Origin of the sequence: Bacteroides sp. HMSC067B03 (assembly GCF_001811315.1) — a bacterium.
Lineage (GTDB): Bacteria > Bacteroidota > Bacteroidia > Bacteroidales > Bacteroidaceae > Bacteroides > Bacteroides faecis.
The window spans coordinates 1-20,839 of record NZ_KV804329.1 but is presented as its reverse complement, the minus strand read 5'-3'; the positions used below and the strand labels follow the sequence as shown (position 1 = coordinate 20,839).

General features: G+C 45.1%; 10 protein-coding genes. All 10 read left to right on the top strand.

The window, feature by feature from the left end:
* The first annotated feature begins 18 nt into the window (after positions 1-18).
* The 10 genes from HMPREF2794_RS08040 to HMPREF2794_RS07995 all read left to right on the top strand — a co-directional run bounded on the left by HMPREF2794_RS08040 (position 19) and on the right by HMPREF2794_RS07995 (position 20,730).
* A complete protein-coding gene (locus HMPREF2794_RS08040) occupies positions 19-3,030 on the top strand; it encodes a tetratricopeptide repeat protein (protein WP_022301065.1) in 3,012 nt (1,003 codons plus the stop codon).
* Between the two features lie 12 nt (positions 3,031-3,042).
* Positions 3,043-4,764: a TonB-dependent receptor gene (locus HMPREF2794_RS08035; protein WP_022301066.1), complete on the top strand. Its 1,722-nt coding sequence runs from the start codon at positions 3,043-3,045 to the stop codon at positions 4,762-4,764.
* 387 nt (positions 4,765-5,151) lie between these two features.
* On the top strand, positions 5,152-8,325 hold the full coding sequence (locus tag HMPREF2794_RS08030) for a SusC/RagA family TonB-linked outer membrane protein (protein WP_070751304.1): 3,174 nt from the start codon (positions 5,152-5,154) through the stop codon (positions 8,323-8,325).
* 11 nt (positions 8,326-8,336) lie between these two features.
* Positions 8,337-10,094, top strand: coding sequence for a RagB/SusD family nutrient uptake outer membrane protein (locus tag HMPREF2794_RS08025; protein ID WP_010535644.1), 1,758 nt, complete (start codon positions 8,337-8,339; stop codon positions 10,092-10,094).
* A 29-nt stretch (positions 10,095-10,123) separates the two neighbouring features.
* On the top strand, positions 10,124-12,904 hold the full coding sequence (locus HMPREF2794_RS08020) for a SusC/RagA family TonB-linked outer membrane protein (RefSeq protein WP_010535645.1): 2,781 nt from the start codon (positions 10,124-10,126) through the stop codon (positions 12,902-12,904).
* A 22-nt stretch (positions 12,905-12,926) separates the two neighbouring features.
* Positions 12,927-14,648, top strand: a complete 1,722-nt coding sequence (locus HMPREF2794_RS08015; RefSeq protein WP_029425073.1) for a RagB/SusD family nutrient uptake outer membrane protein — start codon at positions 12,927-12,929, stop codon at positions 14,646-14,648.
* 31 nt (positions 14,649-14,679) lie between these two features.
* The gene (locus HMPREF2794_RS08010) at positions 14,680-16,149 is read left to right on the top strand and encodes a BACON domain-containing protein (protein ID WP_029425074.1); all 1,470 of its coding nucleotides are present in this window, start codon (positions 14,680-14,682) and stop codon (positions 16,147-16,149) included.
* Positions 16,150-16,174: 25 nt separating this feature from the next.
* Positions 16,175-17,656 (top strand): BACON domain-containing protein, encoded by a 1,482-nt coding sequence (locus HMPREF2794_RS08005; RefSeq protein ID WP_010535648.1) that lies wholly within the window; start codon positions 16,175-16,177, stop codon positions 17,654-17,656.
* 85 nt (positions 17,657-17,741) lie between these two features.
* A complete protein-coding gene (locus tag HMPREF2794_RS08000) occupies positions 17,742-18,863 on the top strand; it encodes a DUF4971 domain-containing protein (RefSeq protein WP_010535649.1) in 1,122 nt (373 codons plus the stop codon).
* A 145-nt stretch (positions 18,864-19,008) separates the two neighbouring features.
* Complete coding sequence (locus tag HMPREF2794_RS07995; protein WP_070751303.1) at positions 19,009-20,730, top strand: O-antigen ligase family protein; 1,722 nt, start codon at positions 19,009-19,011, stop codon at positions 20,728-20,730.
* Positions 20,731-20,839: the final 109 nt, after the last annotated feature.

Here is a 20,839-nt window from a genome sequence, read left to right as displayed (position 1 = left end):
TTGTCAAAACACTAGATTATGAAGAAAAGAATATCACGAATTATCTGCACCTTGTTGTGTTGCGCGCCGATTGCCATCTCCGCACAGACAAGCGAAAAGATAACCTCTCCTGTCAACCTTTATAAAGAAGGGAAAGAACTTTTCCAGGAAAAAAATTATGCAGCCGCTATACCTGCATTGAAAGCATTTGTAAAGCAAAAGCCAACAGCAAGTCTCCTTCAGGACGCAGAATATATGTTAGTCAGTTCGGCTTATGAACTGAAAGACAAAAACCGCATCGAGTTACTACGTAAGTACCTCGAACGTTATCCCGATACTCCTTATGCCAACCGCATCTATTCGTTGTTGGCCTCCTGTTATTTCTACGAAGGGAAATATGATGAGGCATTAGCTCTCTTCAACTCTACCCGCCTCGATCTGTTGGGTAATGAAGAACGTGACGACCGCACCTACCAACTGGCAACCTGCTACATGAAGACCGATAATCTGAAAGAAGCCGCCATCTGGTTTGAAACATTGCGTGCCAGCAGTCCCAAATATGCAAAGGATTGCAGCTACTATCTTGCTTACATCCGTTACACTCAGAAACGTTATGACGAGGCATTGAAAGATTTCCTCCCCTTGCAGGACGATCCCAAATACAAAGCACTCGTACCTTATTATATAGCAGAGATTTATGCCATCAAGAAGAACTACGATAAGGCACAGATTGTAGCACAGAATTACCTGTCGGCCTATCCTAACAACGAACATGCCGCCGAAATGTACCGTATTCTGGGAGATGCTTACTACCACTTCGGCCAATATCATCAGGCAGTAGAAGCATTCACCGGCTATCTGGACAGAGACCACTCCGCTCCCCGCCGTGATGCGCTATATATGCTGGGCCTCTCCTATTACCAAACCAAAGTCTACTCCAAAGCAGCAGAAATGCTGGGACAAGTGACTACGACCAACGATGCACTGACACAGAATGCTTACCTGCACATGGGACTTTCATACCTACAGCTGGCAGAAAAAAACAAGGCACGTATGGCTTTCGAACAGGCCGCCGCTTCCAGTGCCAATCTCCAGATTAAGGAACAGGCTGCTTATAACTACGCACTTTGCCTGCACGAAACTTCCTATTCAGCTTTCGGTGAGTCGGTAACCGCCTTTGAGAAATTCCTCAATGAATTCCCGACATCTCCGTATGCCGAGAAAGTAAGCAACTATCTGGTAGAAGTTTATATGAATACCCGCAGCTACGAAGCTGCCTTGAAGTCTATCGAACGAATAGCAAAACCAAGTGCACAGATCATGGAAGCCAAACAAAAGATTCTCTTTCAGCTGGGCACACAGTCATTTGCCAATGCCAACTTCGAGCAGGCTCTCCAATATCTGAACCAGTCTATTGCCATCGGACAGTACAACCGCCAGACCAAAGCGGACGCTTACTACTGGTGTGGAGAATCTTACTACCGCCTCAACCGAATGATGGAAGCCGCCCGCGATTTCAACGCTTACCTGCAACTGACCACGCAGCCTAATAATGAAATGTATGCACTCGCCAACTACAACTTAGGATACATTGCCTTCCACCGTAAGGACTACACACAGGCAAGTAATTACTTCCAAAAATATATCCAGCTGGAAAAAGGAGAGAACAGAACAGCACTTGCAGATGCCTACAACCGTATCGGAGACTGCCACTTGAATGTGCGCAACTTCGAAGAAGCCAAACATTATTATTCGCAAGCCGAACAAATGAATACTCCTTCCGGAGATTATTCATTCTATCAGTTGGCACTCGTATCCGGTTTGCAGAAAGACTATACCGGCAAGATCACTCTTCTGAACAGACTGGTGGGCAAATATCCTTCTTCTCCGTATGCAGTGAACGCCATTTACGAGAAAGGCCGTTCTTATGTATTGATGGACAACAACAGCCAGGCTATTACCTCCTTCAAGGAAATGCTGGAGAAATATCCCGAAAGCCCTGTCAGCCGGAAAGCCGCAGCCGAAATCGGTTTGCTGTACTATCAGAACGGTAACTTCGATCAGGCAATCAATGCATATAAACAAGTAATTGAAAAGTATCCGGGCAGTGAAGAAGCCCGCCTGGCAATGCGCGATATGAAATCTATCTATGTAGATTTGAACCGCATCGACGAATTTGCTGCCTTAGCCAATGCGATGCCGGGACATATCCGTTTTGATGCCAGCGAGCAGGATTCTCTGACCTATGCTGCTGCTGAAAAGATTTATGCACGTGGCAGAACAGAAGAAGCCAAGAGCAGCCTTAATAAATATCTGCAAACCTTCCCGGAAGGAGCATTTAGCCTGAATGCGCATTATTATCTCTGCCAGATTGGAAATGAGCAGAAGAATTATGATATGGTGCTCCTCCACTCCGGAAAATTGCTTGAATATCCGAACAATCCATTTGCAGAAGAAGCGCTGATCATGCGTGCGGAAGTACAGTTCAACCAGCAACAGATGGCAGAAGCTCTGACAAGCTACAAGATGCTGAAAGAAAAAGCGACCAATGTAGAACGCCGCCAGCTTGCCGAAACCGGCATCCTGCGTTGTGCCTTCCTGCTGAGAGACGACGTGGAAACAATTCATGCAGCAACCGAGGTGCTGGCTGAAGCCAAGCTTAGTCCAGAACTGAAGAACGAAGCTCTTTATTATCGTGCGAAGGCTTATAAGAATCAGAAAGCGGACAAGAAAGCATTGGATGATTTCCGCGAATTGGCCAAGGATACCCGCAATTCTTATGGTGCCGAAGCTAAATACCAAGTTGCCCAAGCACTTTACGATGCCAAAGAATATGCGGCAGCAGAAAAAGAGCTGCTCAACTACATCGAACAGAGTACGCCACACGCTTATTGGCTAGCACGCAGCTTTGTCCTCCTGTCGGACGTATATGTCGCTATGGGTAAAGACCTCGACGCACGCCAGTATCTGCTGAGCCTGCAACAGAACTACCAGGGCAATGACGATATCGAGAGCATGATTGAAGACAGACTAAAGAAACTAAACAAGTAAAGATTGAAAAGTATGAAACGAACTCTTTATATAGCAGGAGGATTTACACTGGCATTTCTGATGCAGTCCAACCTTCAGGCACAGAATACTCAGCCGAAAGATACGACCATGAACCGCACGGTCGTCGTAGAACAGGAATATAATCCGGACATTTTGGATGCTTCCAAAGTGAATGTGCTGCCCAAAGTGGAAGAACCTACCGTCAGCAAAAAAGAAGTGGAATATGCCACTACTTTCTTCCCGGCTACCTCTATTCCTGCCGACCTGATGCGTCCCTATGTAGGAACGGAAGTGCAGCCCGGCAGCAAGCCCGGATATATACGCGCTGGATATGGAAACTACGGTAATCTGGATCTCCTTGCCAATTACCTGTTCCGTCTGTCGGGCAGGGACAAGCTGAACGTCCGCTTTCAGATGGACGGAATGGATGGCAAACTGACTATGCCGGAAGCAGACACGAAATGGAATGCTTATTATTACCGTACCCGCGCGAATATCGATTATATCCACCAGTTCAACAAGGTAGATTTCAACATCGCTGCTAATTTCGGGCTCAGCAATTTCAACCTTTCTCCGGTTCAACCCGGCAAGCAGAAGTTTACTTCAGGAGACTTCCATCTGGGAGTAAAATCGACAGATGAAAATTATCCCATACAGTTCGAGGCGGAAACCAACCTGATGATGTACAACCGTCAGAACAATAACACTTTCTTTTTCAATGACAAAGTCGGAGAAACACAAGTGCATACCAAAGGATTGATCAGCGGTGCTATCAGCGACGAACAGAGCATCAACATCGGATTGGACATGCGTAATCTCATCTACAATAAAGACCTGAAACTTGCTGACGACCTCCAGGTATACGAGAACCGTACCGCTCTGGCACTGAATCCGTATTATAAACTCAGCAGCGACAGCTGGAATCTGCGTGCAGGAGCCAATGTGGATCTCTCATTCGGCAGCGGTAAATCATTCCGCGTGTCTCCGGATATAACAGCACAGTATATCTTTTCCGACAGCTACGTACTCTATGCGCAAGCTACCGGAGGCAAGCTGGTCAACGATTTCCGCAGACTGGAAACGATCTGTCCTTATGCCTTGCCGGCAGCCCCTATTCTTGATACATACGAACAGCTGAATGCAGCGATAGGATTTAAAGCGAGTCCTTATCCCGGATTATGGATCAATCTGTATGGCGGTTATCAGGATTTGAAAGACGATTTCTTTGAGGTGCAGGAAGAAACATTTGTCAACTATGATCCCTCACTCGCCGGTGATGGTCAGGAAGGGAATTCCTCCTCTCCGGTCACAGCACATCAATATCTGAATCTGGAATTCAGCAATGCCAACAACTTCTACGCCGGTATGAAGATCAGCTATGAATATAAAGACCTCATTGCATTGTCCGCTGCTGGAACTTACCGCAACTGGGATGCGAAAGAAAAATACAGCCTGTATATGAAGCCTGCCTGCGAAATTAATTTCAGCGCAGACTTCCGCCCGATCACAGAACTGAATATCAATCTCGGTTACGATTATATCGGACGCACAAAGGTAGAAGGCATTAAAGCCGCAGCAGTCAGCGACCTGCATGCCGGAGCCAGCTATAATGTGTTCAAAGGAGTATCCGTGTATGCCCGGATTAATAATATCCTCAATAAGAAATACCAGTATTATCTGGGCTATCCTACAGAAGGTCTTAACTTTCTGGGAGGATTAAGTTTCAGCTTCTAGACAAGACATATTCTCCAAAGAGAAGAACCAATCAGATGCCCATCCTGTTATTGCCTATGTGCAACATAACAGGATGGGCTTTTTCATTGTTCCTTACAAATCCTCCTTTTCCATTCCGTCTATAATTTTGTATCAAGGTCTACCCATTTGTTACAGATAGTGTTTCTAGCTATTTGTGCACCTAATTTGGTGAATATTGCACGTCCATTTTTCACATCGTCCCTAATTTTGCATCATCATTAAAAGATAAATGAAGTTAACCTTATTGCACATAAGCAAAGGATATATTTAGAAACTGAAGAGAGAATAAAGAGAATAAAAGTCACCCCCAATCCGGTTGACCTAACTATAAACTAAATATATTATTAACCTATCAAATTAAACAGTATGAGAAACGCGCTCAATTTAAGATTCTGCTTTCTTGTTACGTTTCTTTTATTCATACCGTTGATGTATGCCTTGCCCCCGGAAGGTATCACAATTAAGGGTAGAGTAACGGATGAAACACTCAAAGAAGGCGTTCCCGGAGCTAATGTGACTGTGAAAGGCACGAGTATTGGGACAATCACAGACTTTGACGGTAACTTTACGATCGTCGCCCCAAGCAAAAAATCCGTATTGAACATTTCCTTTATCGGGTATGTAACCCAAGAGATTGTGGTCGGAGACAGAACAATCATCAATGTTTCCTTAAAAGAAGATGCACAGAACCTCGGTGAAGTGGAAGTTGTAGCTATCGCCTACGGTAATCAGGACAAGCGCATGCTTACCAGTGCCGTCTCCTCCATTGACAACAAAGAGTTGATCAAATCTCCGGCAACAAGTATCACGAACCTCCTCGCAGGAGCATTGCCGGGTGTATCTTCCGTACAGACTACCGGACAGCCTGGTAAAGATGCTGCTGCCATCTACGTACGTGGCGTCGGTTCATTAAATGATTCACAATCCAAGCCCTTGGTTTTAGTAGACGGAATAGAACGTGAGTTTTCACAAATCGACCCGAACGAAATCGAAAGTATTTCAGTATTGAAAGACGCCTCTTCCACCGCTGTATTCGGAGTAAGAGGTGCTAATGGCGTTGTATTGATCACCACCCGAAGAGGTAAAGCAGGCAAAACGCAGATTTCCGCCAGCACCAAACTGGGTCTGCAACAGCCCATCTCACTGGTAGAGCAGACCGGAAGTTACGAGTTCGCACGCTTCTGGAATATGAAGCAGGAGATGGACCACGTTACGAATCCTAAGTTATACTTCACTCCGGAACAGGTAGAAGCCTATCGCACCGGCTCAGACCCCATCATGTATCCCAGTATGGACTGGAAGAAGTATATTTTTAATAATATCTATCTTCAAAGCCAGAACAACCTAAATATCTCCGGCGGTAGCGATAATGTACGATACTTCATCTCAGTAGGTTATACTTATCAGAACGGACTTCTGAAAGAACTTCCCGGACAAATGTACGACAATAACTATCGTTACAACCGCTATAACTACCGCGCCAATATCGATGCCAATCTGACCAAGACCACTTCGATGAAACTCGGTGTCGGTGGTGTTTTAGGTAAGATACAGGAACCGCGCAGCGTCGTTTCGGGTACAGGAGAAGACCAGAATCCTTGGGTAATCGCACAGATCTGGTCACATCCGTTTGCCGGACCGGGATTTATCAACGGAGTACGTACACTGATTCCTAAAGATATGGTTCCGCTGGGAGAAGTGATGCGTGACGGTATGTTCGTATTCTACGGACAAGGTTACAATCAAACGTATGACACGACATTGAATCTGGATTTGGACATCACACAGAAACTGGACTTTATCACTCCGGGACTGAGCGTTTCCGTGAAAGGTGCTTATGACAATAAATTCAAACTGGAAAAAGTACGTACGGGAGGCGCCATCGAAGCGCAGACCGTGTACTATAAATCATACTTTGACACCAACGGTACGATGTCACAGACCGATCCCGACTACGATAAATCACTTATCTATGTACCCAGCGGCAGCGATACTCCGCTCACTTACTCGGAAAGCAGCGGACGCGGACAGAACTGGTATCTGGAAGGACGTATCAACTATGACCGTACATTCGGCGACCACAGAATATCCGGTCTGTTCCTTTACAATCAGTCGCGTAACTATTATCCGGACAGCTACACTTATCTGCCCCGTAACTACGTAGGACTGGTAGGACGTGCTACTTATGCCTATCAAAGTAAATATCTGCTCGACGTAAACGTCGGCTACAACGGTTCGGAAAACTTTGCTCCGGGCAGCACACGTTTCGGTGTATTCCCTTCCTTCTCTGCCGGATGGATCGCAACTGCCGAGAAGTTTATGGAAAACCAGAAAATCGTAGACTACCTGAAACTCAGAGCATCCTGGGGACGTGTCGGTAACGACAAGGGAGTGGACTCACGCTTTATGTACATGCCTGCCGTATGGGGATCATCGGGCAGTTACAGCTTCGGTGTGGACAATCCGATTTCCCAATCGGCAGCAGCCATCTCACGTATGGGTAACCCGGCAGTAACCTGGGAAACAGTCGACAAGCAGAACTACGGTATCGATCTTAAATTCTTCAACAGCCGCCTGTCCGCTACCTTCGACTACTTTATCGAACACCGCACAGGTATTCTGATCTCTCCGGAATCGACTCCAAGCATCATCGCAACTGCACTGCCTAACCTGAACATTGGTAAGGTAGACAACCACGGTTACGAAGTTTCTCTCGGCTGGCGCGATAAAATCGGAAAAGACTTCAATTATTATGTGGATGCCAACGTCTCTTTCGCACGCAACAAAATCCTCTATATGGACGAAGTGCCCAAGCAATTCTCTTATATGAACCAGACCGGTGGCTCTACCGGACGCCAGACCGGAGTATACAACTACATCCGTCTCTATCAGTACAGCGACTTCATCACCGGAGCTGACGGCGAACTGACCTTAAAGCCGGAACTGCCTCAGCCTTATCAGAAGGTATATCCGGGTGACGCCATGTACGCCGACCTCAATGGAGACCACATCGTGGACGGTAATGACAAGAGCGTAGCAGGTTATGCTACCCGTCCGGAATACGTTTTCGGTATGAACATGGGATTCGACTGGAAAGGATTCAACTTCACCATGCAATGGGTAGGTTCCAAGAACGTTAACAGAATGTATGACATCGAATACCGCATCCCTTATACGAATGCCGGAAAGCGTGGTTTGCTGACTTACTTCTACGATGGTTGCTGGACCCCGGAAAACCAACTGGGAGCTGTTTATCCACGTCCGTCGGAAGAATCGGAAAGCTGGAACTCCGAGCCCTCTACTCTTTGGCTAGTGGATGCTTCCTATCTCCGTTTGAAAAGCCTGAGCTTCGGTTATACCATCACCGGAAAGAAATTCCTAAAGAAACTGGGCCTCAGCTCACTCGGATTAAACTTCAGCGGCTACAACCTGCTGACCTTCTCACCGCTTAAATATCTTGATCCGGAAAGTGATCCTAACCGATTCGGAGATTATCCGCTGATCAAAGTATATAGCTTCGGTTTAAATCTTAACTTCTAAAAAACGACTGTATGAATAGAATAATAAAAGGACTCGGAATAGCATTAGGTTGCGTACTGATAGCCTCCTCCTGTTCTGAAATCAGCTTCGGAGATAAATTTCTGGGCGACCAGCCTGAGAGTTCCGGAGCGACTACCGAAGAAATGTTCTCTTCGAAAATAAATGCCGAAAAGGTGCTGACCAAAGCATATACCGGATTACCTTATGGGCTACCGACCGGCTCTGACTACAAATTGGGTGTGAACATACTTGAATCAATCACAGACTTATGTTACAGTTTCCGTGACAATATCAGTGATGGGCCTGTCAAGCTCTATTACAACGGAGCACTCAGTGCCAACAACGTCCCAAAGAATTCTGCTTACCGTTATGGAAGCAAGTCTGACTGGACCACCATCCGTTACGCTTGGTTATATATCGAGAACGTAGAGAAAGTGCCCGACATGACAGCCAGCGAGAAAAGTGAACGGATCGCGGAAGCCAAAGTTTTGATCTCCCTCTGCTATTTCGAAATGCTGAGATATGTAGGCGGTGTGACATGGCTGGACCACTATGTAGACGTAAACGAGACAATGAATTTCCCCCGTATCACTTTTGCCGAAACGGTAGAGAAGATCGTAGGATTGCTCAACGAAGCCATCAACTCCAATCTGGCCTGGAAAGCCGAGAAAGCTGATGACGGACGTATGACACTGGCAGGAGCGATGGCATTAAAGTTCAAGGTCTTGCAATGGGCAGCCAGTCCGACTTTCAACTCAAACACCAAATGGCATCCGGAGGCAGACGAATATACCTGCTACGGAAATTACAGCGACCAACGATGGAAAGATGCCGCAGAAGCAGGCGCAGCCTTTTTCACGGAAGTACAGAGACGGGGTGAATACGAACTGATTCAACCTACGGAAGAGACGCACCGGGCAAGACGTCTGGCCTATCGTCAGGCCTACTACAACCGCGGCGGAACAGAAATATTAATCTCTACCCGTCAAGGATATGGCTCCGATGTTCACAGCAGCTTTATCGGCCAACGTTATTACAGCGGCCCTACATTGAACTATGTAGATATGTTTCCGTGGGAAGACGGAACTGATTTTCCGGCAAATTTCGACTGGAAGTCACCCTCCAAGCAACCGTTCTTTACAAAAGGCGAAATGGTGCCCACCCGCGACCCACGTCTGTATGAAAATGTAGCTTGTCCTGGAGACACCTACTGCAACGGAACAACAGCTCCTGTTTATATCAACCATGCCGACTACAAAGACGGTAGCGGATTCCTGATCATGAAGTACATCTTACAGGAAAACAACGATCGCGAAGGTCCGGTACAATGGTCACACACCCGTCTGGCGGAAATCATGCTGGGATATGCGGAAGTACTCAACGAAGTCAACGGACGCCCTACCGACGAGGCTTACAAAATGGTAAACGACGTACGAAAGAGAGTAGGTCTGCCGGAACTTTCCAAGACAATGAATCACGATCAGTTCCTCGAAGCCGTACTGAGAGAAAGAGCACTCGAATTAGGATTTGAAGAAGTACGCTGGTTCGACCTCGTTCGCAGAGACCGTCAGAGCGACTTCAAGAAGAAGTTGTACGGACTCAGAAGCAGAGGTAACGACTTGAACAATCCGACTGAGTTCACCTTCGAGAAGATCGAACTGGGAGACCATTACTGGGCTACCAACTGGGATACCAAGTGGTATCTGGCTCCGATTCCTCAGGAGGAAATCAACAAGCAATATGGAATGACCCAAAACCCGGGCTGGTAAATGACACGTTAACTAATATCGTTTGAACAATGAATAAAATAAATTATATATTAATCACTCTGCTCCTGGGAGGTTCGGTATCCCTGAATGCACAGACATCGAAAGCTGCTTCGGAAATGCAGCTGGCAGATACACTGAGCATCGGCTACCAGATGAACGTATCTTCCCGGACCAGCAGTTACTCTATCAACGGAGTCAATGCTTCCGCATTCGAAAAATCCCCGTACATAGATATCAGCAAAGCTTTGTATGGAAAAGTGGCAGGTCTGAATGTATATCAGGGTACAGGCTCGTCAGCCGATAACGTATCCACCCTCTCTATACACGGAAATGCCCCGCTAGTATTAATTGATGGTTTCCCACGTGATATCAGCGACATCACTTCGATGGAAATCGAATCATGCTACGTTCTGAAAGATGCGGCAGCCGCTGCTCTCTACGGTATGCGTGGTGCGAATGGAGTAGTACTGATCACGACTAAACGCGGAATAAGCAATGGTCTGAAGGTAAATGTGGACTATAATTTCGGTGTCAATACCCAATTCCGTTCTCCGGACTTCGCAGATGCCTATACGTATGCGAACGCTCTTAACACCGCATTAAGCGGAGACGGTCTGCCTGCACGCTACAATGCACAGGAACTGGATGCTTTCCGGACAGGAATCTATCCGTATGATTATCCGAATGTAGACTGGTGGAATGAAACGCTGAACAACACAGGATTGACCCACAACCTGAAAATGTCTTTCAGCGGAGGTAGTGACAAGTTCCGTTTTTACACGGTAGTAGACTATTACCGGGATCGCTCCATGTTGAAAAAAAACACGGAAGATACACGTTTCGACACTACACCTACAGACACACGTCTGACTGTGCGTACCAATCTGGACGTAAAAGTGACGGAAAGCACATTGCTGAAAGCCGGTATTGTGGGCAGACTGAAAGAACTCAGAGGTACCCGCTATGGACGCAACACTATTTTCAATAAAATCTATGGCATTCCATCTGCTGCATTCCCCATTCGTTATGAGAATGGCATTTATGGAGGTAGCTCTGTGTACGGAACCGGTAATCCGGTAGCTCTGTTGAAAGACTATGGACACATCCGTAACGTATACGGAACACTACTCGCCGACCTGAGCATCCGTCAGGATTTAAGTGCGTTGACCAAAGGACTGGCAGCCGAAGCATCCGTCTCTTTCGATAATATCGGAGGAATGAATGAAACCACCAATAAAGAGTATCGTTACATGAACAGCAATGCAAGTATCACCAGCGATGGTACACTGGTGACAACTCCTGCCATTTATGGTACAGACTCCGAAACACTGGGGCATACACAGCCTTTCGAAAGACTGATGCTACGCAGCGATTTCCAGGCAAAGGTGGATTATAACCGCACTTTTGGCAAACATCAGGTGGGAGGAGCATTGATTTATGATATGCAGTCTGTAGTCAAAAACGGCAGAAACAACTCTCAGAAGAATCAGTCTGTGCTGGTGAACGCCACATATACTTACGACAACCGTTACAGCCTCAATGCCGTATTCAACCGTTCGGGATCAGCTTACCTGCCCGACGGAGACAAATACTCGAACTATCCTGCCGTTTCTGCTGCATGGATCGTCTCCAACGAAGCGTTTATGGAAAAGGTGACACCGATCAATCTCTTTAAGATTCGCGCCTCTTACGGTCTGTCCGGATGGGACGGCAATCTGAGCCACGAACTATGGCGTCAGTCTTATGGCAGCGGCGGTGCCGGTTATAACTTCGGAGTGAATGCCGGAGGACAGTCCGGTGGCAGCGAAGGCGATCTGCCGGTTATCGGCCTGGTAGCGGAAAAATCACAGAAAGCGACTTTCGGATTTGATCTCGCTGCTTTTGATAATCGTTTGAATGCAACAGTAGAAGGTTTCTACGAAAAACGTTCGGATATACTTGTGTCAGGTGCCAATTCTACTTCCGGTATTATCGGTATCACAGTAGGTCAGGTGAACGAAGGAATCTATAAATACAAAGGACTGGATGCTTCTTTGAGTTGGAATGATAAGATCGGTGATTTCCATTATGGTATTGGTGCCAGCATGTCATATCTGAATACAGAGGTAGTCAATGTAAACCAGGCATATCAGGAGTACGACTACTTGTATACCAAGGGCAACCGTATCGGACAGATGTACGGTCTGGAAGCTATCGGCTTCTTCAACAGCCAGCAGGAAATCAACAACAGTCCGCAACAAACCTTCTCGGACGTAGCTCCCGGTGACGTGAAATACAAAGATCAGAACGGTGACAACCGCATCGACGAGAAAGACGTTGTGAAAATGTTCGGTTCATCTGTTCCACGCTTCTATTTCGGATTCAATCTGAACTTCTCATACAAGAGAGTGGAGCTTTCCGCTGATTTCCAGGGAATGACCGGAGTCACTGTTTCATTGCTCAACAGTCCGCTTTATAGTCCACTTGTAAGCAATGGCAACATTTCAAATACATTCCTGAATGAAGAAATAAGCTGGACACCGGAGAATAAGACCAATGCAACCATGCCGAGACTGACTACTCAAGAAAACTTGAATAACTATCGTGCCAGCTCACTGTGGTACCGTGACGGTTCATTCCTGAAACTTCGTAACCTATTGGTAGCTTACACTTTCCCGAAATCGCAGACTCGCTTTGCCGACCTGAAAGTATTCGTACAAGGCACCAATCTGTTCTCATTAGACAATCTCCATTTTGCCGACCCGGAACAACTTGGCATCGCTTATCCGTCGACAAGAAGTTATTGGGCAGGTATCAAACTTAATTTTTAATGCAAAGTAACAAATGAACATTATGAGAACCAAATACATACTCTTAACCATTTTGTCTTCGTTGGTCTTTGCTTCGTGCAACTACCTTGACTTTGATGAAACGAACAACCTGAAGACAAAAGAAGACATGTACAAGTATTTCGGTACAAGCAAATCAATGCTTACCCACGTATACTCATACATGCCACAAGGCTACCGACTGTTTGCGACCTCCGGCGGAATTTTCACCGAAGACATATATTCCATGCGCGACTGTGCCAGTGATGACGGCGAATTCGGAGCCTATGCAGATAATATCCAGAATACCAATAACGGTAACTGGTCGCCTATTAAAACTTATGACGATTCATGGACCCTGTATCGTGGTATACGTGCTGCCAACAGTTTTATAGCAGAGATTGCCCAAGTGGACTTCACACGCTACGAGCACGACGGACAATATACAAACTGGATGAAGCAGCTGAAATATTTCCCTTATGAAGCCAGAGTGCTGCGGGCACACTACTTCTTTGAACTGGCACGCCGCTACGGTGACATCGCCATGCCATTGGAAGTACTGACTGAAGAGGAAGCCAATACAATCGGCAAGACACCATTCAGCGAAGTAATCAGCTTCATTGTCAGTGAATGCGACGACGCTGCCAATAACTTGCCGGACAGCTATGTAAACGAACCGGGAGCAGAAATCGGCAGAGTGACCAAAGGCTTTGCAATGGCAGTAAAGTCAAAAGCACTGCTATATGCTGCCAGTAAGCTACACAATCCTTCTATGGATACCGAATTGTGGAAAAAGTCTGCCAAAGCAGCAATAGATATTATCAACACAGGGCTTTACTCTCTCGACCCCCAGGAGAGTGCCAACAACCTCGACTCAAAAGAAGTTGTACTGATGAGGATCAATGGTGATAATTCGGACTTCGAAATGTTTAATCTCCCGCTTCGCATGACTGCGGGAACACGCACTTCCAGTCTTATCCCATACAGCAATTACCCATCACAAAACCTTGTGGACGCATTCGAGACAGTCAACGGTTACAAAGTAACCCTAGAAAACACAGGATGGGTTTGCGAAGACCCTGCATTTGACCCGCAATCACCTTATGAGAATCGTGACAAACGTTTCTACCGCGCTATTCTTGCCAACGGAATGTCGTTTAAAGACTACACCATTGAAACCTTCAAAGGTGGCGCCGACGACGGAATCGTATCACAAGGCGGTTCACCGACAGGATACTTCCTGCGCAAGTACATTCAGGAAGCTACCAGCTTCGAACCGGGTAAAGAAGCTGTCAGCAAGCATCATTGGGTGATTTACCGCTATGCGGAAACATTACTAACGTATGCGGAATCTATGGTCAACGCTTTCAATGATGTCAACTACACAGATGAGACTTATAAGTATTCTGCTCTGTGGGCTATCAATGAAGTGAGAAAGAATGCCGATATGCCGTTGATTCCTTCCATGGGAAAAGATGAATTCATGGAACGCCTGTACAATGAATGGCGTGTAGAGTTTGCTTTCGAAGATCATCGTTTCTGGGATGTACGGAGATGGAAGATTGCCGATACTACCCAGCGGGAACTATATGGAGTAAAGATCGAGAAGCAGGCGGACGGTACGTTCAACTTCTACAAGAACCTTTACGAAACCCGTAACTGGAGAGATTGCATGTATCTGTATCCGATCCCTCAAAGCGAACTATACAAGAATACAAACTTAAATCCTCAAAACACAGGATGGTAATTAATTGTCTAATCTAATATTTAAAAGATATATGAAAAAGTTATATAGCAACACGTTAATGCAACTGATTCTTGCACTGTGCACATTCAGTTTTGTAGCATGCCAGGAGTTTGACATCGACTCACAGCCGGAAGGCCCTCTCAATATCCAGATAGATGCTCTGGAGTCTTACACTGCTTTGGCAACTTCTCCGAGCAATGTAGTGTTCAATATCAGCTCCAACACTCCCTGGACGATCGAAAGCGACCAGCAGTGGTGCAAGCCGACTCCTTCGATGAGTGCAGCCAGCTCACTGGTGTCGGAGATTGTGGTGACAATGGAAAACAATACAGGAAAGAAAGCACGTACAGCCAAACTGACTATCAAGGCAGAAGGCGTTGAAGGCACCAAGGTAGTTACTATCGAGCAGGCTTCGAAAGAAGACCTGGTGGTGGTTCCTTACGATGAACTGGTACCGACAGAAGGCGGCAGCATCACCTTTACCATTGCTTCCAACAAAGCTTGGGAAATCATTCCTTCCACCGCTTTCCTTTCCAATATCGACAAAACATCCGGTACAGGTAATGAAGATGCCATAGCAGAAACCGTAACTGTGACGCTGCCTGCCAATGCAGGCGCCAAGAGAGCAGGCACGCTGACTGTAAAAACTGAGTTTGAAGAATACACCTTTACCATTACTCAAAATGGAGTGATCATTGAACTGGAAGAAGATCCCGAAAGTACAACAATCAGCATGCCCGGAACAGGCAGTGGTATGGAAAAGACTGTACTGATTCGCGCAAACAAAGAATGGAAAGTTGAAGTTCCTAAGGAATATCAGAGTTGGCTGAAAGCTGAGGCACTGAGTGAAACAGAGTTGAAAGTAACGACAACAACGACTAATAATCTGATGGTAAACCGTGTCGGCCACATCATTATGAAGACCAAAGAAGTCATCGACGGATTTGACGGCATTACGTTCGACATCAGCCAGGGTACTGCTTTCTGGAAAGAAGGAGGAGCAGATAACTATGTTGTGGATGAGGAAACCGGTTACATGACACTCTATGGCAGTGGAATAGTCACTAACTATTTATTCAAAAAAGGACGTCTCGCATTCGATTTCGAATCTATCAATTTAACCGGAGAAGATTGGATTGAGTTTAATATGTGGCCCAACTCAGGAAATACAAACTTCCATTTGCATTTCTACGCAAATAAAGAAAGTAACTTTACTTGTGGAGGTTCAGGCTTAAACTGGACTCAGAAAACATTTACCTGGACATCGGAACAAACGAATGTAGTGAAGAAGATCGAATTCCTTGTTGTCAACAAAGAAGAAGGTTCGAACGCATTAGTTCTTAAACTGATTATTGATGGTGTTGAGGTTGCCGTATTAGATAATAACATAACCGATCCTTATGCAACCGAACCGGGAGCACCTGTATACTTCAGAATGCATACCACAAATAAAGCTTCCAATTTCACCGTGAAGTCTATCACATGGGAACCAGTAGAATAATAACCGAACCCTAAAATTCAAGAGTATGAGATTAAATATCAGAAAATCAATAATTACAGGCATTTCTCTCGCCACATTGCTACCTGCATTCTCTTTATTGCAGAGTTGCGATGACAGTGAAGCAGAGAAATGGGTAGACCTGCGCTATAGAGTAGAAGACTCCTATCTGGTTGAAGCGAAAAATCCGGAACCAGTCTCCTTCCAGGTCAAGTCAACTGACCCGTGGGAAGTATTCGGAAAATATGATTGGTACACCATCTCACCCAGTACGGGTGAGGCAGGTGAAACCTACACCGTAACTGTTATCTGCAAAGAAAACACTGAATTGGACGACCGTATAGACACGCTCAACATTAAAAGTGACTACTGGACCGGAAAAAGATTCGTTCTGACCCAGAAAGGTACTGCTTATCTGAATGTAGAAGGTGTGGATATGATCGACCAGGAAGGAAACAGCGAAACATTCAGCGTACTCAGCAATCAGAAATGGACTGCTAAAGTAACAGACGGTGATGTTTGGCTCTCCATCCAATCCGGAGCATCGGGCGAAATGAACGGAGAAATCACTGTCACCGCTTCACCGAACACAGGCGAACAACGTACCGGTATTGTAACCATCTATGACCGGCACGGAAAAATAGCCAGAGAAGTACAATGCATACAAGACGGTGTATTGCTGACACCGGATACACCGGAAAACGGCAAGTGGTTTGCTATGTATGAACAGGCTCAGCAACTCACCATCCACGTAGAATCGAATGCAGAATGGGAAGTATCCAAAGAAAACGAAGCAGATGATACCTGGTATCACTTTGAAAAGACCTCATTCAACGGTTCTGCCGATATCGTAATTAACGTAGACGCACACGAAGGCTCTTCTGTCCGTACTGGAATTATCGTACTGAGCACCAAAGCTGCCGAAGGCGCTACTCCGCTTATGAAGACAATCAAGATCAAACAAGCGAATCCACAAAGACCTGTGGTTACTGAAGTAAACAGATCCATCAGTGGTGCTTACTACGGACCGGGTGGTTTAATGCCGGGTCATTACAGCTTCTATTGGGAACCGCTTGGCGACGCCAGTCTGACTACTTTCTTCTCTTGGAGCGGAAAAGCATTTGATGGAGGAGACGTAGAACTTCGCTTCCATATTCTGAGCAAACGGACTCAATTAAGTACAAGACCGTGGAACGGTGACGTATACAATGAGAACAGCGGCCGTGATGTTGATACCAGCAAGCCAAACGTATTATCATTCGAGATACGCGAAGCTATAGATGCCAATGATCCAACACAATCATGGATTTACTCGGAATGGATTCTCAACGGTACAGTCATAGGAAAAGCAACCAGCGACGGTGTGATAGACGCTAACGGTACAAGTGATACTTACAAAGTACCATTCTCGGATACCAAAGATGGGGGTAATTTCTCGATGACAATTTCCGGCGGCAGTGCCACACTGACTAAATGGGAATACATCGCTCCACTAGTATGGGGAGACTAATTCTCTAAAGATAGTGATTGCCTGAACTCCCCCAATCAGGCAATCGCTTCTAACAAACTCAAAAATCAATAAAAAGAAAAAGAGTATGATGAAAAGAAAAATATTACTTATACTGAACATGGCAATCATCGGATTTTCCACTGCTGCCTGTTCGGATGATGAGACCAATTACATCACTCCGGAAAAAAAATATCCGCTCACCGCTTTTGCCGTAGCAATAAATAATGTGTCAGCGAATACGACTTCCTATTATCATGGGAAGATAGACCAGACAACCCACAGAGTGGAAATCGGTACGATCGAGGATGCCAATACCATCACCGGCGTAGACTATACGCTAATGAGCGACGGAGCCACCATCTCACCGGACCCGGCAACATTTGTACACAACTGGAAAAAAGAGCAGACAGTGACCGTCACCACCGAAGACAATCAGACAACGACCTATACTATTGTACTGACCAAGTTTGACGACACCATGAAGGACGTTCTCTTCATGGACGAGTTCGATGTGGACGGCAATCCGGACCCGACCAAATGGGTACTCTGCCAGAAAGCAGGTTCCGACTGGAACGACGAAATGTCCGAAAGCTATGACCAGGCTTACGTAAAAGACGGCAGACTGATACTCAAAGCTGAAAAAATTGGCGACGAATACAAAGCCGGAGGTATCGAGACACAAGGCAAGTTTGACTTCACCTTCGGACGGGTGGAAGTAAAAGCAAAAATCACCAGTTACCCCAACGGCGCATTCCCTGCTATCTGGATGATGCCGAAGAAGTATATCTATGACGGATGGCCGAATTGCGGAGAAATCGATATCATGGAACATGTAAAACAAGAATCCGTAATCCATCATACGATACATACTCACTACACGTATGATTTGAACATCAAAGATCCGTCCAACACCGCACAAGTAACTTGCAATTATCAAGACTGGAACATCTACGCTTTAGAATGGAGCGAAGACAAGCTGACTTTCTTCGTCAATGGTCAGGAAACTTTCTCTTATTCGAACCTGAAACTAGAGAATGAAGCGGAAATGAAGCAATGGCCGTTTACGAAAGACTCTTCATTCTACCTCATCCTGAACATGGGATTGGGAGGAGACAGAGAGGGCTCATGGGCAGGCCCTATCGATGATGCCAACTTACCTGCCATCATGGAAATTGACTGGGTGAAAATAACCAAGTTAGATAAATAGGTTTTAAGGTAAGAGCCAAGGTTTTTAGGAACTTCTAAAGAAAAGAGGAGGTTTATATAATCTCCTCTTTTCGCTTTATTGACACCAATTCCATTATTAGGAAGTATTTGATATACTATAATGAAAATCAAGCCTAAAAACAAAGATGGCAATAACCAGAAAAAATATAGTATCCTTACTTATCGGATTCCTTTTATTAGGCTTATTATTCAATCCGATAAAAGAAATACCTGATGTTCCTCATCAATCATTCTTGTTTACCTGTACATTCCTAGCGACAGTAATAGGTATTGCAGCTTTCTATCCCACTAAACAATTCATTCACCGACTAACTATTATAGACTTATTAGTTATTTTAATAGCGGTGGGGAACATATACTTTTATCCTCCTACCTCTAACCTTTTCGGGTTAGCCCGTTTTGCTCTGATCATACTATATTGGAGCATACGTCAGACAGGAGGATTAAATGGCACTCTCTTATATACTATCATCCTCATAACTACCTTAGTCCTGTCAATTATCGGTTATATGCAGATACTGCATATACTTCCCTCCCATCATCCTCATTTTGATATAACAGGTCCTTATGGCAACCCTACAATTTATGCCGGAATATTATGCTTGTTACTGAGTGCTCCGATAATGGTATTATCGCATTTCAAGTCAGATGCAATCCATAGATATACTTATTTAGTGAGTTTTCTTACGTGTATTATAGCTCTGCCCATATTGTGGCTTACTCACTGTCGTTCCGCCTGGATAGCAGTATTAGCTATCATCAGCTATTCCATTTATAGTCGCTTTTCAATCTCTTTTCGATGGGGTATATCAACCTTGATTACAATTGCGCTACTTTCGTACTTGCTATATCAGTTCAAACCGGCCTCAGCTGATGGAAGAATACTGATCTGGAAAGTTACCGCACAAATGATAAAAGAGAAGCCTTTTACCGGCTTTGGTCCTCATGGCTTTACTGCCAACTATATGCATTATCAAGGTGAATATCTGAAAAAAGAAGGAAACATATATGAAAAACAGTTGGCAGATAATAATCATTATGTCTACAATGAACCTTTGCGCTGGACAGTAGAATATGGAGTGGCAGGATTGCTACTTTATATTGGAATATTATATTGCATTTTCTCATATAAGAAAAGAGAGATACAATCTTTATCTGCCCAAGCGATATACATAGCCGGACTTACCTGGGGATTATTTTCTTATCCCGACCAGACTTTCCCGATTCTGGCTGTTATGACTATAGCACTGGCAGAAATGTCCAACAGACAAAGAGAATGTGTAATTAAACAACTTCCTCACAAATACATATTTCTGAAAGCAGTCATTTTCCTTGCCATAGCAGGACAGGGATCTCTACTAATAAAAATGTTTCAATGCCACCGGGAATTATATCAAATTTCCCATCGTACTTCCAACCAATCACCGGAAGAAATTATGACGAACCTTTCACTGCTGGAAACAGCAATGAAGAATGAAACAATATTTTGGCCATACTATTGTCATACTCTTTACAAATTACAGAGAGACAGTATCTTACTGGATAAGATTACTTATTGGGAACAATTATATCCAAGCACACATACCTATATTCTTAAAGGCGACGCTCTACAACGTACAGACAAAATAAAAGAGGCTGAGGCTGCTTATTGGACGGCTCACTTTATGGTCCCCTCCCTACAGAAAGCACGATACAAGTTAGCTCTCATATACTATCAGCAAAAGCGTATCTCTAAAGCAAACCGACTAGCCAATGAAGTGCTTACCGAAAAAGTAAAAGTATACGGTTTTGAAACCTATGAGATGCATAGAGAATTACGAAGGATTTTCGAAGATCAACTAAAATAATTATTCACTAGAATCTAAGAATATGAAAACAAAAAGAATCAAACGACCAGTTTGTTACCTTGTCGGACTTCTTGCCTTTGGTCTGATTCTGTATTCCTGCTTACAGGAC

Excerpts from the sequence above, each read along its gene's own strand:
- HMPREF2794_RS08040 (WP_022301065.1), top strand. The coding sequence starts at position 19 with ATGAAGAAAAGAATATCACGAATTATCTGCACCTTGTTGTGTTGCGCG.
- HMPREF2794_RS08025 (WP_010535644.1), top strand. The coding sequence starts at position 8,337 with ATGAATAGAATAATAAAAGGACTCGGAATAGCATTAGGTTGCGTACTG.
- HMPREF2794_RS08030 (WP_070751304.1), top strand. The coding sequence starts at position 5,152 with ATGAGAAACGCGCTCAATTTAAGATTCTGCTTTCTTGTTACGTTTCTT.
- HMPREF2794_RS08005 (WP_010535648.1), top strand. The coding sequence starts at position 16,175 with ATGAGATTAAATATCAGAAAATCAATAATTACAGGCATTTCTCTCGCC.
- HMPREF2794_RS07995 (WP_070751303.1), top strand. The coding sequence starts at position 19,009 with ATGGCAATAACCAGAAAAAATATAGTATCCTTACTTATCGGATTCCTT.
- HMPREF2794_RS08010 (WP_029425074.1), top strand. The coding sequence starts at position 14,680 with ATGAAAAAGTTATATAGCAACACGTTAATGCAACTGATTCTTGCACTG.
- HMPREF2794_RS08020 (WP_010535645.1), top strand. The coding sequence starts at position 10,124 with ATGAATAAAATAAATTATATATTAATCACTCTGCTCCTGGGAGGTTCG.
- HMPREF2794_RS08000 (WP_010535649.1), top strand. The coding sequence starts at position 17,742 with ATGATGAAAAGAAAAATATTACTTATACTGAACATGGCAATCATCGGA.
- HMPREF2794_RS08015 (WP_029425073.1), top strand. The coding sequence starts at position 12,927 with ATGAGAACCAAATACATACTCTTAACCATTTTGTCTTCGTTGGTCTTT.
- HMPREF2794_RS08035 (WP_022301066.1), top strand. The coding sequence starts at position 3,043 with ATGAAACGAACTCTTTATATAGCAGGAGGATTTACACTGGCATTTCTG.